The organism is Halostagnicola bangensis, assembly GCF_054653435.1.
In genome coordinates this window covers 715,643-730,821 of sequence record NZ_BAAIGG010000002.1, presented here as the reverse complement: position 1 = coordinate 730,821, position 15,179 = coordinate 715,643, and the positions used below count along the sequence as shown (strand labels likewise).

Here is a 15,179-nt window from a genome sequence, read left to right as displayed (position 1 = left end):
CCGCTCGAGTCCGTCGGTCACTAATCGGACCGCGACTCCAACCTCGAAGCCCAGTTTACGCTTCTGGGGGCGTTGCGGGCGTCGGTTCGGCGGTTTCTTCCGTCCCTTTCGTTCGGTTTGCGTAACTGAGACCGACGAGAAGCACCAGCCCGATGATTCTGAGCGGGAACGTGATCTCGAAGATGAGGAGGTACGACGGGATCCCAAGCAGGCCCAGCAGGTCCTGCGTGAGCAACAGGGGGATTTCCGGAACCATCAGCAGGATGGAGGCGATCGAATAGAGCGCTCGTCGAGCCTGCGAGACGGGTGCGTACTGATAGCCGATGATGGTCACGGCCAGGGCGTAGACGCCGAGGAACATGCCGAGAACCGGGACGACGACTTCGGGAAGGAAGTAGCCGAGATTCGCCACGTCGGCCCAGCCGATGAGCCCCCACTCGCCGTCGACCTCCCTGTAGAACAAGATTCCGGGCGAGAGGACGAACGCGAACGGCACGAGCACCTTGTTCAACGAGAGCATGAACGCGATAACCGCCGTTTGCATTTCATTCGCTTTCGCGACCCCGGCTCCGGCGAAGGCGGCGACGGCGACGGGCGGCGTGACATCGGCCATCAACCCGAAGTACAGGATGAAGAGGTGAGCAGCGATGATCGCCATTCCCGTCCCCTCGAGCGGCGCCTCGAGCATCGCGACCAGAATGATGTACATCGCCGTCGTCGGCATACCCATTCCGAAGATAATCGAGGCGACGCCGGTCAGCGACAGCAAGAGCAACATCGACTCGCCGCTAACCTGGTTGATGAGCGAGGCCAGGTTCGGGCCGAGACCAGAGACGCTGATGACTCCCGGGACGATGCCCGCGGCGGCGACGGCGATGACGACCGTTGTCGCCGTGCGCGCCCCCGAGTCCATCGATTTCAGGACGAACGTGCCGAACCGGTAGCCGCGATTGCCGGACAGGGACGGTCGACCGATCGCCCCAGCGCTCCGTTTCGCCATGTCATCGACGGCCTCGTCGAAATTGAGAAACGGTGCGTCGGCGCGCGGACGAAGAAGGATGAACACGACGCTGACGGCGATGACGATCCCGCCGAGGTCGGACACGGCGGCAATTGCGGCGCTCGTGAACGCCATCGGTTCGCCCGCTTGGGCGACCCCGGCCATCGATCGGACGGCATCGACGAGACCGCCGCCCACGACCGCGTACGACCACGCCGAGGCGGCATAGAGCGTGGTGATCGTTGCAAACAGCGGAACGCGCGTTCGATCGTCATACGCCGTGACGACCGCGAGGAGGGCGATGACGGCGACGATTGTGAGCCAACCGGCTCGGTTGATCGAGAACCGGGCGATCACCAGATAGTACAGCAGTAACGCGAGCGGGATGAGGTAAAACCACCCCTCGCGGAGGCTCGCAGGCAGGCTCGGGAGTTCGGATCGCGGGAGTCCACCGACGCCACCGCGGACCGCCTCGAAGTGGACCATCACCCACATTCCGAAGAAGAACGCGATGGCGGGGAGGGTCGCCGCGATGATCACCTCGGCGTAGGGAATCCCGGCAAACTCGACGATAAGAAACGCCGCAGCGCCCATGACCGGCGGGAGCATCTGACCGCCGGACGACGAGGAGGATTCGACGGCCCCGGAGAACTCCGGCGAGTACCCCGAACGCTTCATCAGAGGGATCGTGAACGCGCCGGTCGTCACCGTATTGGCGATCGACGAACCGCTGAGCATCCCCATAAAACCGCTCGAGACGACGCTCGCCTTGGCGGGCCCTCCCTTTCTCGTCCCGGTCGCAGAGTACGCGAGATTGATGAACCACTTGCCTGCTCCGCTCATCTCGAGGAACGCCCCGAAGAGGATGAAGATAAAGATGAAGCGAACGCTGACGCTTACGGGTGTACTATGGACGCCCGCTTGGGTCGTGTACCAGAGGTCGTAGATGATGTTCGACCAGTTGGACTGCTGGATCGCGAGCGTGCCGAGCACCGAGTCCCGGGGGATGAGATACCCCCACCGTGCGTAGACGATAAAGAGTCCGACAAGCGAGGCCAGCAGCAAGCCGAGCGCCCGGCGAGTCGCCTCGAGCACGAGGAGAATTCCGAGGACGCCCAGAACGAAGCCAGCGGAGGTGTCCGCGAGCGGAATTCCCATCGCAGTACTGCCAGCGGCGATATCGTACTCGGTACCGGTGATGTACAAAAGCGCCTCCTCGAGCGGGACGAAGACGGGGAACACTTCGTGAAGCGCGGCCGTGTCTTCGAAGCGGTGAACGGCGATCGTGTTTTGAATCTCGCTGAACTCGGTTGCGATGTAGTACGCCGGCATCAGCGACAGAATCATCAGGACGATATCGACCGGCGCGACCCGGTTCATATCCGGGTCGAGAAACGCCCAACGCATCGTTTCTGCCATCCGTGCGGTCGCTCGAGTGAGCGGATGCTCGTCGCCGAATCGGGACCTGACGGCCGGTTCGATCCGACCGAGCCGGCAAGCGAGGAACCCGTCGCCGCGGCTCGCCGGGAACAGCAAGAACGCAAGTACCAGCGCAAATGAAACGTGAATCGCGTGGATCTGCAGTTGCACGAACCCGACAACCTCGAACTCGCCGACGAGAGGAAGCGTCCCGCCGAACGTCGTGCCGCGTGCGGCAATCCACATCTGGAACGCCGAGAACGCGATCGCGATCAGGGAGACAACGAGTACCCAGACACCCCGGTGGGATCGACGACGCTGGACTTCTTCTACCAACTCCTGCTGTTCTTCTTCGCTAAGCGTCTCGGCGTCGTCAGTGTTGATACTCATGCGTTCTCGTCACTCGTGAACCGCCCGATCACCCGCCGATCGTGGCGCACCACGATCGATCGCCGAATCGACACTCGTTCGACAAATCTGCTCTTCGTACAGAGCGACTGCCCCAATCGGCATCCGGACTGCCCTCTCCTCCACCGACAGTAACTCATCATCAAGCGTTATTACCGAGTATAATTGTATGTGTGAAAAACCTTTTCCACAACGTCTCATGGTCGGTCGTATGATCGCTCTACCTGCCACGGAGACCGTGTGCGCCCGTGGTTTTCCGTTTCGATATTGAACGCTCGAAACGCATCGGTGTGGCGATCTGATACCGCTCGAGGTGGTGTTCAGTGTGACTGTAACGACTCGTTCGACCGTTTTCCGTACCGTAGGGAGGACGTTCGCACGGACAGTGGGTCCTATATCATGGCTTATACTTATAATCTATAGTAACTTCCCGAAATAATCACCTAGTTATTATTATGTCTCGGTATTGATTTCAACTATGGGACGGAAAATCAATCGCCGCCGCTTCATTGTGGGTGCTGGGATTGCTGGAACGATACCGATCGCTGGCTGTATCGGTGAAGACGCAGAGCCCGATGATGACGACGATGATGAAGAAGACCTCGAAGAAGCCAATCCGGACGGGGGAGAGATACTTGCCCTTCACGCCGGAGGCACGGACGGAACGTATTACCCACTGGGCGCGGATATGAAACAAATCGTCGAGGAGCAAACGGGCCACGGAATCCAGCTCCAGTCGACGGGGGCGAGCGTCGAGAACGTCGCGAGCCTCGGCCGGGGGGAAGCCCACCTGGGCCTCATCCAGAACGACATCGCGTATTTCGGCTACAACGGCGAGGAACTCGAGGCGTTCGATGGTGAACCGGTCGAAAACTTGAGCGGGATCGCGTCGCTGTATCCCGAGACGATTCACATCGCGACCCTCGAGGACTCGGGGATCGAGACCGTCGACGATCTCGAGGGCGCGACGATCAACACGGGCGATGCGGGGAGCGGAACGCAGGTCAACTCCCTACAAATCCTCGAATCGGTGGGCGTCGAGGACTTCGACGAAGAGGTCGGCGACTTCGGAACGGCGACCGACCAGCTCGGTGACGGTGACATTGACGCCGCCATCACCGTCGGTGGCTATCCGATCGGTGCGATCGAGAACCTAGCGACGAACCAGGATATCACGTTCGTCGAGATACCGGACGGGGAACGGGACGACTTGCTCGCGGATGCCGAGTGGCTAGCCGAAGACACCATACCCGGCGGGACGTACGACGGAGTCGACGACGACGTCGAGACGGTCTCCGTTCAGGCGATGCTCGCCACGAACAACGAAGAATCCGAAGACATAATCGAAGAGGTTACGGCGGCGCTCTTCGACAACGTCGACGACTTCACGACCCAGTCAGACTTTATCGACGTCGAGTCCTCCCAGGATGCGATGCCGATCGATCTCCATCCGGGTGCCCAAGCGTACTTCGACGGAGAGGATGTCGACGGAGAATAGCTAGCGGATGAATTGAACGCCCACCATCGACTGGACGATTGGGTTTCGGTGCCGAACAGGAACAGCCGATCACCCGGTGTCGAGGTGGACATCCCCAGCCGATTGATCAGTGGTAACATATCCGTTTCATGGCTACGTTGACCAGACGACGACTCGTGGCGTCCGCCCTCGCGTTGTCCGGAGCGACTGTCGTCGCGAGTTCGGCGGCGACGGCCGATAATACGCTCGTCGTTGCCGACGGCGAGTCGGACGAGCGGCTCTTCGAAATCGCCGTCGATCAAGGAGACGAGGTGACACTCGCGTACACCCACAGCGTACAGCAAACGCCGGTACAGGATGTCTATGTCGTCGAGGAAACCGCGTTGCGAGGCGAACGGTCGGTATTTCACTCGTTCGGTGCCGGTCTGCCGACCGAGGACGTAGAACGTACCGAGGAGGGATACGTCGTGGAAGGGAGCGAAACGTACGATAACCTATCCGTCGTCCCGGGCGAAATCGCTGGCCACGAACTCGTCGTCGGTGACGAGCGCTACGACCTGGTCGAGGCCGCGGACGGTTACGTCGTACTGTTCGTTGACGAGAGGTCGGTCGGTACCGTACTGGGTGACCGCTAGAAACGTTCAGACGAACAAAGGATCGAGTACCGCTTTGACCGACACGCAGGCACAACAACGGTGAGATGCGTCGTTTCTCGAATCGTTCGAGCAACTCCGCTCCGTCGACCGGTGACGTCGACGACTGATGCTCGATCGCCGATTCGAATCAGCCTAGCTCTTCGTCGAGAATGAGCCGCGTTTTCGTACTCACGACCTCATCTTGCTCGCGCGCGTTCGTGATGAGTTCGTTGACGCCTCGAGTGTCCGCCGCATCGACGACGAGAACGATGTCCTGCTCGCCCGAGACTTGCCAGACGAAGTCGACTTCCTCCCACTCGGCCATTCGGTCGGAGACGTTCGCCGTGTCGACGTCGACCGCGACGCTGACCTCGATCATCGCCTTGACGTTCCCGGTTCGCGTCGAAATGGTAAACCGCTCGATGATCTCCTCGTCCATCATACGCTCGACGCGATTGCGCACCGTTCCCTCGCTGGTCCCCACCTCGTCCGCGATTTCGGTGTACGGCGTCCGGGCGTCCCACCGGAGGACGTTCAGGATCTGCCGGTCCAACTCGTCCATGGAGTCTCCCTTCGCCCGTCGAACACTTACCGATTACGAATTTCGTAACTCAGCTTCGAAGACAACACTTATGATGGTCGCACAAATACGTAGTTCGTAATGACAGCTGCCTACGTAGCACTGGAGGGTGGCCACGTTCTCGAGGGGCGTGGTCGCGCTCCGGGAACAGCTCGTGGGGAATTGGTTTTCACGACAGCCTATACTGGATACGAAGAGAGTCTCACCGACCCCTCTTACGAGGAGCAGGTCCTGACCTTTTCGTACCCGCTGATCGGCAACTACGGCGTCCGAGAGGAACGCTTCGAGTCCGATCGCGTCCACCCGCGAGCGGTTATCGCCCGAGAACTCACCGAGGACGTTTCGGAGTGGCTCGCAGACGAAAGTGTCCCGGCGGTCGACCATCTCGACACCCGAGAGGTCGTCACCGACATCCGCGACGGCGGCGCGATGAAGTGCGGAATCGCCGTCGGCGAGGACGTGACCCCCGAAGACGCACTCGAGGAACTCGAGGCCTGCAAGGGTATGAGCGATCACACCGAAATCGGCGAGCAGGTCAGCGTCGACGAACCCGTCGTCCACGGCGAAGACAACGACGGCGAAACGGTCGCGCTGGTCGACTGCGGCGCGAAGGGCTCGATCGTTTCCTCGCTGGTCGAACGCAACGCGACGGTTCACGTCCTGCCCCACGACTCGTCGGTCGAGACGGTCGCCGAAATCGACCCAGATGTCCTGTTCATCTCGAACGGCCCCGGCGATCCGGCAAACTACGAACAGGCGGTCGAACTCGTCGAGGAGTTCGTCGAAGACACGCCCGTCGCGGGTATCTGTCTCGGCCAGCAGGTCGTCGCCCGCGCGCTCGGGGGCTCGACCGAGAAGATGGCTTTCGGCCACCGCGGCGTCAACCAGCCCGTGCTCGACCTCGAGTCCGGACAGGTCGTCATGACGACCCAGAACCACGGCTACACCGTCGCCAAACCCGGCGAGCACCTCGAGGTCTCCCAGATCAACGTCAACGACGACACGCCGGAGGGACTCGACGGAGTCGAGTACGACGTGCTCACCCGTCAGTACCACCCCGAAGCCAACCCCGGCCCGCAGGATACGCTCGACTTCTTCGACGACGTGCTGGCGATGGGCGAGACGTCCCCTCGAGCAGTTCCCGCTGACGACTGAGCGGTTCTGTTCGTTCTTTCGTTCGACCACTGAGGGGTTATCCGCCGTTTTCCACCGATCTCGAGAGCGTCGAACTCGCAACCTTCAACAGTCGCTCGTCCCTCACCCCGAGTAATGAACCGGCCGCTCGGACTCGAGAGCTTTACCACCCAGAGCCGTCTCCAGCACGCGCTCACCGTGGCGGGAGCGGTCGTCGTTTTCTGGATCGGCTACTTCGGCGGCGTGTGGGCCGTCTACGGCGACCCGTCGGTGGTCGCACTCGAGACGAACATTACGGAACAGCGCGTCGGCGCCATTGCGGGCTCCATCGCCGTCTGGACGTATCTCTCGCTCGCGTTCGTCCGCGGCTACGGCGGTCCGGTCCTGAACACGCTCGCCTACCCGCTCGTGATCGTCATCGTCGCCCCGTTTCCGGCTCGCTGGGTGCTGTTCGGCCCGGATATCAGCGGGCTCGTCGATCGATTCGTCGGGCTATTCGTCTTCGAACCGCTGGTGACGACGGTGATCGTCGCCGTTCCAGGACTCGGTGCGTGTCTGATCGTGCTCACCGTCTGGGCGTCGGTACTCGAGGACGAGCACAGACACCAGTGGCAGCGCGAACACCTCTCGGCGGAATTTTACGACGAATTCGTTGATCAGCCGGACGACTGAGTTTTTGGTTAGGGTTGGGGTTACGTCGCCTGTCATTCGAACGAATAGACGACCGTCGCGCTCGCTCTCACGCTGACCGGGCCGGAATCGATATCCGTACTCGGGGCCGCCGCGTCGTCCGCTTCGGCGACGTCCGCGCCGGCGTCGTACCGCACCGGCACAACGTCGACGTTGCTCGTCGAAACCGACTTCGTTCCGGTGATCTCGACACCGCGGTTATCCGCAATGTGGTCGGCCTCGTCGTCGGCGTTCTCGAGTGCGTGATCGAGCGCATTGTCGCGCATTGTCGCGCGCAACTCGTCGCTCAGGCCGAAACTCACCCGACCGATATCGTCGGCTCCGGCGTCGACCGAGGCGTCGATGATTTCGCCGACGCGGTCCACATCGTCGATCTGGAGCTGGAACGAGTGGCTCCCCTCGTAGCCAGTTCCGTTGCGTTCCTCTCGAATGTTGTACCGACCCGACTCGATGTTCTCATCTGGAATCTCGAGGTCCTCGAACGCCTCTCGGAGCGTTTCGGATCGCTCCGCGAGTTCGCCGTTGACTTCGTCAGCGCTGTCGCCGGTCGCTTCGATCCCGACGCTTGCGACGGCCTCGTCCGGCTCGGTTTCGACGTCGCCGCTCGCTTGTACTTCGATCTCATTGTCGCTCGAGTCGGCCGCACCGGTCGATTGGCCGTTATCGCCGCCGTCACCGCTGACGATATCGCCGAGACATCCCGCTGTCGTTACGGCCACGCCGACGGCCGTCGCCGCGAGGAGTTGTCGTCTGTCCATGGTGTTCGCTCGAGGGACTGACAAAAAGCACCTTCCCAAGCTGAAACGGGCGTTTGACCATTACTTGATGACTGAACTATCATTTCTGGTCCTTGGAAGTCTGCCAATACGGCGGCACAGACCCTCGTCCCTTCACTCCGCCAGGCGTTACAGCACCGCAGTCAGCAATGCAGGCCTTCCCCGTTGAGCGAGCGCGACGCGTTCGCGAGGTCGTCGGCGCGAAGTCGTTCGAAACGGCTTAATGATCGAGAGAAGTATTGGGAACAGCTGTACGAGGGAGTACCACTACAGGCCCCAGCTGCCGATAAGTGGGGTAGACCCCATTCCCAGAACTTAGCTAATTCATTATGCCGTTTCGTGATGCCACAAACCTTCGATTTGTGAGCACACCGACTGCTCGAGGGACCACCGATCCCTCGCTGCTCGGAAGAGCGTGCTCTTCCGTAGGGTCGTACGGCTCCACGTGAGTTTCGCGGAGTCGCACTCTCGGCCCCGCCCCCCTCATCTCCAAGTGGACACTGCTTTCGTCAGGTCGTTCGACGGGAGACTTAAGCCCGCAGGCGTGTCACCCTTACGGAGAGTCGAGTATGCCGACTAATCGCCTTCTCGTGCCCGTCGCCAATCCGGAGACCGCGGATCGATTGCTCACGACCGCTATCGATATCGCTCGAGACCGCGACCTCGAGATCCTCGTCCTCAACGTGGTCGACGTACCGATGCAGCTCACGCTCGAGCAAGCACAGGACGAACTCGACGTCGAATCGCACGAGGAGATCGTCCAGTACGCGGTCGACATCGCTCGAGAGGCGGACGTTCCGGTGACAGGCCGGGTCCGGTTCGGTCGCGACGTCGCGGGCGGCGTCATCGACGTCGCCGAGTCCCAGGACGTCGACGCGGTGTTGCTCGGATGGCGCGGTCGGCCTCGCCGTCGCGACGTTGTCCTCGGGAGTTACATCGACGAGATCCTCGCGGACGCACCGTGTGACGTGCTCGTCAAGCGGATCGATCGCGATCGCGAATCGGTCGATTCGATTCTGGTCCCCGTTGCCGGCGGGCCGAACACGACCGACGCGGCGACCGTCGCCGGGACCCTCGCTCGAGCGCACGAGGCGAGCGTCGAACTGGTTCACGTCGTCGCCGACCGAACTGAGGAAACTGTCGAAGCCGGCCGCGAGTTGCTGACCCGAACCTCGAGCGAGCTCGGCGCGGTCGAGTCCGTCTCCGAGACGGTGCTCGAGGGACCGGTGGTCGAGACGATCACGGAGCGGGCGGACGATCACGACCTGATCGTCATCGGGGCGGCTGAAAGCGGCGTCCTCCGGCGAGTGCTCGTCGGCAACGTTCCGGAAGAAATCGGACGAGAAGCCGACAGCGCGGTTATCATGGTGAAGCGTCGACAGGGCGTCCCGGAAACGCTCTGGAGACGGATTCGAGACCGATTAGTCTGACGATAGTATAAAATGTACCGTCCGGGAGCTACCACTGTGAGTGCAGTTGCGGGCGCTATTGGTTTCCGATCTGCTTTATGTACGGTTACCTTCCGGGCTCGTACTACCAGCTGTCTATCCGGTTCTGCAACACTGGATTAGTGGTGCTCGAGGATCTCGAGGGCTTTGTCCGGGTAGTTGGTCACGACGATATCTGCGCCCGCTTCGATCGCGTCACGAATCGTCTGTTCCGTATCGATGAGCTTCCAGACGCCCGCGGTGAGTCCTTCTTCCTGAGTGTCTCTGACGAACCTCGGGAGGGCGTGTGGCGCGTAGTGTGCGAAGGCGATATCGGCTCCGGCCGCGGCCGCATCGTCGGTTAGCCACGGCGTCGGAGCCGATCCGACCAGCCCGGTCGGGATCCCGGCTTCCTGTGCAGGCTCGATTACCTCCGCGGAAAACGAAATGACCGTCAGCCGATCGAGGAGGCCGTAGTCGGCGACCGTTTCGAGCACCTGATCGGTGTACCCACCTTCCTTGAGTTCCGCGTACAGTGACAGTTCTCGGTCGGCGTCTTCGATCAACTCGAGCGCCTCTGACAGCCTGATGAGCGGTTCGCCATCGATCTCGGAACCGCGGATATCGTCCCAGTCGGTGTTTTGAACCCATCCCGTTCCCGAGGAGTCCCAGTCGAGGACGGGATCGTGAAACAAGAGCAGTTCGCCGTCGGCGGTCTCTCGGATATCGAGTTCGACTCCGTCGACGCCGACCTCGAGGGCCCGCCGAACGCCTGCTCGCGTATTCGGCGGCGCGAGTCCCTCTGCACCCCGGTGACCGACGATCCGTGGTCGATCCCGCGGCACCTCGCCCGACGTGATGAGCGGCGACAATCCCCACGCCGAGACTGCCGTGACACCTGCTCCGAGGCCGGCGAGAAACCGCCGTCGAGAGCGCAGTCGCGAAAAGCGGGGAGTCATACTCGAACGTACGGACCGTCCCTATTTGAATACTCGAGACCGTTCTCAAACCCAGTAAGTATGGCTCGTCCGTAACAAATGGTGTTTCTGTAGGGTGTTGTATGGGCGTCTATCCGATCAGCAGCGGTCTCTCTCGTCACACCACCGGTCGGTCACGAATTCCCGGAACGGAATTGATTTGGTGTCAGAGATCCAATCAGACGGCATGAGCCGACTCGAGCGTCTCTCGGATCGGATACGCGACCGCCCCGTCATCTCCGTGTTCGTCCTGTTTGTTTCCGTTCCGACCGTTCTCGCCGTCCTCTCCTTTCGACAGCCCTTCGGCCTCCCGACTACGGTTCTCGACGAACTCGAGTTCCTGTTCCGACTGTTCGTCTACGTCCCGGTGACGGCGATCAGGGCGATCGTTTTCGAACCGTTGCGACTCAACGTTCTGTTTTCGATTCCAATCCTCGAACAGGTTGCCGTCTTCGCCGCGTTGCTCGGATTTTATTACCTTCTCAGTCTCGTTCTGGTTCGCGGGTTCCGGATCCTCTTGGAGGGCTTCAAAACGGCGTCTCGGTAACTCACGAGGAGTCGATTATCGGCGCGGACTATACTCGTTCGACGCGACAGAAGTCGTCTGAGACGCCGAAACGTCCAAACCCGCGTTTGTAGCTCTTCGCTTCGCTCAATCGTGTCTGAAACTACGCTGGCCTGTAAACGCCATCGCGATGCCGTGTTCGTCCGCGGCTTCGATCACGTCCTCGTCGTTGACCGAGCCGCCGGGCTGAACGACGGCTTCAATGCCCGACTCCGCGGCTTCTTCGATCCCATCAGGGAACGGGAAGAAGGCATCCGAGGCCATCACGGCTCCCTCGGCGTCCTTGCCCTCGGCGTGCTCGTCGGCCTTCATCGCCGCCAGTCGAACGGCGTCGACTCGAGAGACCTGTCCCATCCCGACGCCGACGGTTTCGGTCCCTTTCGTGAACAAGATACCGTTGGATTTGACGTGTTTTAGGGTTTGCCAGCCGAACACCATCGACTCGAGTTCGTCCTCGGTCGGCTCGCGCTCGGTGACGACCTCGAGGTCGTCAACGGAGACCGACTGCAAATCTCGTTCTTGCACGAGTCGACCGCCGACGAGGGGTTTTTCGGTGAACCGGTCGGACCGCGCACCCAGTTCGCCCACGTCGAGGATCCGCAGATTTTCTTTTTCGCGGAGAATCTCGAGCGCGTCCTCGCTGTAGCCGGGTGCGACGACTACTTCCTTGAACGAGTCGATCACCTGTTCGGCGGTCTCGGCGTCGCACTCGCGATTGAGCGCGACGATACCGCCGAAGGCGCTCATCGGATCCGTCGAGAGGGCCTTTTCGTAGGCCTCGGCGAGCGAATCGGCGGTCGCACAGCCCGCCGGGTTCGTGTGCTTGATGACCGCCGCGGCGGGCTCGTCGAACTCTTTGATCAGGTTGAGCGCGCCGTCTGCGTCGTTGTAGTTGTTGTACGACAGCGCCTTCGCGCCCTCGTTCAACTGCTCGGCGTGGACCACCGAGGCTTCGTCGCAGGTGTAGTCGGTGTACACCGCCGCGTCCTGATGCGGGTTCTCGCCGTAGCGAAGCGTCTCGAGTCGATCGTTCGAGACGAGTCGACGTTCCGGAAGCCCGTCGTGATCCTCGGCGTCGGTACTTGCGACGTCGGCCTCGACGGTGACCGTCTCGGCGTCCTCGTCGACCGTGACCGCGCCGTCTGCAAACCACTTCACCGCACGCGGGTACGCTCGGAACTCTCCCTCGTTGAGGATTCGATCCGCGAGCGAGTCCTCGTCGTCGCCCTCGTAGATCGGGATCGGTTCCTGGGTCACGATCGGGCCGCCGTCGACCTCGCTCTCGAGAACGTTCCCGTCGTCGTCGGTCGCATCGGTGACCATGTGGACCGTACAGCCGGTCGTCGAGACGCCAGCCTCGAGGGCGTCGCCCCAGGCGTCCATGCCGGGGAACGACGGGAGCAAGGAGGGGTGAACGTTCAACGTCGTGGGGGACGCGTCGAGGAACGTATCCGTCAAAATCCGCATGTAGCCGTCCAGACAAACGAGGTCGAACTCGTAGTCGGCGAGCGCCTCGAGGACGGCTTCTTCGTGTTCGGTTCGGCTCATCTCCTCCTCGAGCGGGACGACCTCGGTGGGGATTCCGCGGTCGGCCGCCGACTCGAGGATCGGCGCGTCCTCGTTGTTGGTGAGGATAACGGCCAGTTCCGCGCCGCCCGGCGCGAGTTCGGCGATATTCAGCAGGTTCCGTCCACGGTTGCCGGCCATCCCGGCGATTCGGGTCATACTCGGACCCGCGCTCGCAAACGGGAAAGTGGTTGCGGTCTCGAGCGGGGATGTATCCACGAATGTGGATACCTATGTGAGAAAGTTGCCGATCAAGCCCGGTCGATATGCACACTCGTGGCCCCTCGTTTCGATACGCTTTTGGACCCTGCTGGAGGATGCTCGAGCATGACCGATACCCACGCGCTGTACGCCGTCTCTCCGCTCGACGGCCGGTACGGCGGTCGCACCGCACCGCTGTCGCCGTACGCGAGCGAAGCCGCGCTCATGCGCGCTCGCGTCCGAGTCGAAGTGGAGTACCTGATCGCGCTCGCCGACTGCGAGGCGACGCCGCTCGAGATAGACACCGACGAACGGACTCAGCTCGGCGGCCTCTACAACCACTTCGCCGAGGAGGACGCGAGGCTGATCAAGACCATAGAGACCGAGGGCTACGAGGAGTTCGAGGCGACGAACCACGACGTGAAGGCCGTCGAGTACTTTATCCGGCACAAGCTCCCCGAGGACAGCGACGCCTCGGCCTGGATTCACTTCGGACTCACGAGCGAGGACGTGAACAACCTCGCCCATCGCCTGCTCGTCCGAGACGCCGTCGAGGACGTGTTGTTGGGCGAGTTGTACGATCTGCAGGATACGCTGGCGGAGATGGCTCGAGAGCACCGGGATCTTCCGATGCTCGCCCGAACCCACGGCCAGCCCGCGACGCCGACGACGTTCGGCAAGGAGATGGCCGTCTACGCCGCTCGCCTTGGCAAAGCGACCGCCCGCGTTCGCGAAGCGGCCGGTGACCTTCGGGGCAAACTCGGCGGTGCGAGTGGCACCTACGCCGCACACGTCGCGGCGTACCCGGAGGTAGACTGGCAGGCCTTCGCCGAGGACTTCGTCACCGGCCTCGGCCTCGAGTTCGAACCGCTCACGACGCAGGTCAACCCCTGCGACGACCTCGCGGCGCTGTTCGACGCCTTCCGCGGCGTCAACGACGTGCTCCTTGACCTCGACCTGGACATGTGGCTCTACGTCTCCGATCGCTATCTCGGACAGAAGACCGTCGAAGGCGAGACGGGGTCCTCGACGATGCCCCACAAGGTCAACCCGATCGACTTCGAGAACAGCGAGGGCAACCTCTCGAAAGCGAACTCGGATCTGACCTTCCTCGCGGACTACATCACGACCTCGAGGCTCCAGCGGGATCTTTCGGATTCGACCGTCAAGCGGAACATCGGCACGGCGTTCGGACACTGCCTCATCGGCTACAAGAAGACCGCCGCCGGCCTCGAGAAGGTTGTCCCGAACGAGCACGTTATGCGCGAAGAACTCGAGTCGACGCCGGAGATCATCGGCGAGGCGGTCCAGACGATCCTGCGACGCGAGGGGCAGGAAGATGCCTACGAACACGTTAAGGCGGTCACCCGCGGCAAAGACGTCTCGCTCGAGGACTTTCGCGCGATGTTCGACGAACTCGAGGTCGACGAGGACGTAAGGGAGGAACTCCACGCGCTGACGCCAGCGGGGTACACCGGCGTCGCTGGTGATCTAGTCGACGATCTCGAGTGATCGAAGGGGTCAGTCGGTCGTATCCACTCGTTGCAGTCATCCAACTGAGCGTTTCCAACTTCTCCAAAGATATAAGTGTAAATATGAAAATAAATCCTCATCAGCGACCAATTCGTCATGAATCGGGAACGTATCTCTCGGCGACATTTACTCGCGACGACGTCCGCGGGCAGTTTCGGAGCGCTCGCCGGGTGACTTTCTAGCACGGCGGAAATCGAAACGTACGACGACAGCGCTAACTGGCGCTTTAGCTCCCACGATACCGGTCACAGCGGCTACAATCCACACGCGACCGGGATCGTCTCGGAACCGACGGTTCAGTACGAGGTGTCACTGTCCGACGATCCGGATCGGTACTCGGTTCGAACGTCGCCGACGCCGAATATCGTCGACGACACCGTCTACGTCGGCGGTGACGGCTTTCGCGCGCTGGATGCAACGGAACGGATCGCTGGCACGTCGACGGCGAGACGTCCTACTACGGCAGTGCAACGGTCGACGGCACGGTGTATGCGACCAGCCGTAGCGGTGACAGACGCGATGGAACGAGCGTCATCCACGCGCTAGACGCTGCGGACGGAACCGAGCGGTGGAATCAGACGATAGCGGACGACGTTCCTCCGGGCCCCCTCCCCCCCGTCGTCGCCGGACCGACCGTCTACGGACACGCACAGCGACAGATTGCTCGAGCATTCGACACCGAAAATGGAGGCGTTCGATGGACGGCCGAGGAGTGGGGAGCGTCCGGGGCTCCCCCGGTCGTCGCAACCGATTCCGAACACCTGTATCACTTCGATTCGTCGGGGATCACT

12 protein-coding genes and 1 pseudogene are annotated in these 15,179 nt (G+C 61.8%); 8 read left to right on the top strand and 5 right to left on the bottom strand.

What is annotated here, in order from left to right; all coding sequences use genetic code 11:
• Nucleotides 1-55: 55 nt before the first annotated feature.
• Nucleotides 56-2,809: a TRAP transporter permease gene (locus ACYQ14_RS05285; protein WP_459885557.1), complete on the bottom strand. Its 2,754-nt coding sequence runs from the start codon at nucleotides 2,807-2,809 to the stop codon at nucleotides 56-58.
• A 496-nt stretch (nucleotides 2,810-3,305) separates the two neighbouring features.
• Here ACYQ14_RS05285 and ACYQ14_RS05280 point away from each other — a divergent pair, with 496 nt between their 5' ends.
• Both ACYQ14_RS05280 and ACYQ14_RS05275 read left to right on the top strand, forming a co-directional pair.
• A complete protein-coding gene (locus ACYQ14_RS05280; protein WP_459885554.1) occupies nucleotides 3,306-4,325 on the top strand; it encodes a TAXI family TRAP transporter solute-binding subunit in 1,020 nt (339 codons plus the stop codon).
• A gap of 128 nt (nucleotides 4,326-4,453) precedes the next feature.
• On the top strand, nucleotides 4,454-4,939 hold the full coding sequence (locus tag ACYQ14_RS05275) for a DUF1850 domain-containing protein (RefSeq protein ID WP_459885551.1): 486 nt from the start codon (nucleotides 4,454-4,456) through the stop codon (nucleotides 4,937-4,939).
• Between the two features lie 148 nt (nucleotides 4,940-5,087).
• Here the strand turns inward: ACYQ14_RS05275 and ACYQ14_RS05270 are convergent, their stop codons facing one another.
• Nucleotides 5,088-5,501, bottom strand: a complete 414-nt coding sequence (locus ACYQ14_RS05270) for an Lrp/AsnC family transcriptional regulator (protein ID WP_283834388.1) — start codon at nucleotides 5,499-5,501, stop codon at nucleotides 5,088-5,090.
• A gap of 99 nt (nucleotides 5,502-5,600) precedes the next feature.
• On the opposite strand from ACYQ14_RS05270, the gene carA reads away from it, so the two are divergent.
• Complete coding sequence (carA, locus tag ACYQ14_RS05265) at nucleotides 5,601-6,674, top strand: glutamine-hydrolyzing carbamoyl-phosphate synthase small subunit (RefSeq protein WP_459885547.1); 1,074 nt, start codon at nucleotides 5,601-5,603, stop codon at nucleotides 6,672-6,674.
• A gap of 114 nt (nucleotides 6,675-6,788) precedes the next feature.
• A complete protein-coding gene (locus ACYQ14_RS05260; protein WP_459885544.1) occupies nucleotides 6,789-7,325 on the top strand; it encodes a hypothetical protein in 537 nt (178 codons plus the stop codon).
• A 32-nt stretch (nucleotides 7,326-7,357) separates the two neighbouring features.
• On the opposite strand, the gene ACYQ14_RS05255 is transcribed toward ACYQ14_RS05260, so the two are convergent.
• Entirely contained in the window at nucleotides 7,358-8,101 is a 744-nt protein-coding gene (locus ACYQ14_RS05255) for an SIMPL domain-containing protein (protein ID WP_459885542.1), read from the bottom strand.
• Between the two features lie 587 nt (nucleotides 8,102-8,688).
• Between ACYQ14_RS05255 and ACYQ14_RS05250 the strand changes: the two genes are divergently transcribed.
• Nucleotides 8,689-9,549 (top strand): universal stress protein, encoded by an 861-nt coding sequence (locus ACYQ14_RS05250; protein ID WP_459885539.1) that lies wholly within the window; start codon nucleotides 8,689-8,691, stop codon nucleotides 9,547-9,549.
• 137 nt (nucleotides 9,550-9,686) lie between these two features.
• On the opposite strand, the gene ACYQ14_RS05245 is transcribed toward ACYQ14_RS05250, so the two are convergent.
• Nucleotides 9,687-10,505, bottom strand: coding sequence for a glycerophosphodiester phosphodiesterase (locus ACYQ14_RS05245; RefSeq protein WP_459885537.1), 819 nt, complete (start codon nucleotides 10,503-10,505; stop codon nucleotides 9,687-9,689).
• Nucleotides 10,506-10,710: 205 nt separating this feature from the next.
• Here ACYQ14_RS05245 and ACYQ14_RS05240 point away from each other — a divergent pair, with 205 nt between their 5' ends.
• Nucleotides 10,711-11,070, top strand: coding sequence for a hypothetical protein (locus ACYQ14_RS05240; RefSeq protein WP_459885534.1), 360 nt, complete (start codon nucleotides 10,711-10,713; stop codon nucleotides 11,068-11,070).
• A 105-nt stretch (nucleotides 11,071-11,175) separates the two neighbouring features.
• Here ACYQ14_RS05240 and purH read toward each other — a convergent pair whose 3' ends face one another.
• Nucleotides 11,176-12,813 carry a bifunctional phosphoribosylaminoimidazolecarboxamide formyltransferase/IMP cyclohydrolase gene (gene purH, locus ACYQ14_RS05235; RefSeq protein WP_459885531.1) on the bottom strand — a complete coding sequence of 546 codons (1,638 nt, stop codon included), beginning with the start codon at nucleotides 12,811-12,813 and terminating at the stop codon, nucleotides 11,176-11,178.
• 168 nt (nucleotides 12,814-12,981) lie between these two features.
• Between purH and purB the strand changes: the two genes are divergently transcribed.
• Together purB and ACYQ14_RS05225 are read left to right on the top strand one after the other, a co-directional pair.
• Nucleotides 12,982-14,367 carry an adenylosuccinate lyase gene (gene purB, locus ACYQ14_RS05230; protein ID WP_459885528.1) on the top strand — a complete coding sequence of 462 codons (1,386 nt, stop codon included), beginning with the start codon at nucleotides 12,982-12,984 and terminating at the stop codon, nucleotides 14,365-14,367.
• Between the two features lie 449 nt (nucleotides 14,368-14,816).
• A pseudogene (locus tag ACYQ14_RS05225) lies at nucleotides 14,817-15,179 on the top strand (outer membrane protein assembly factor BamB family protein); the annotation flags it as partial.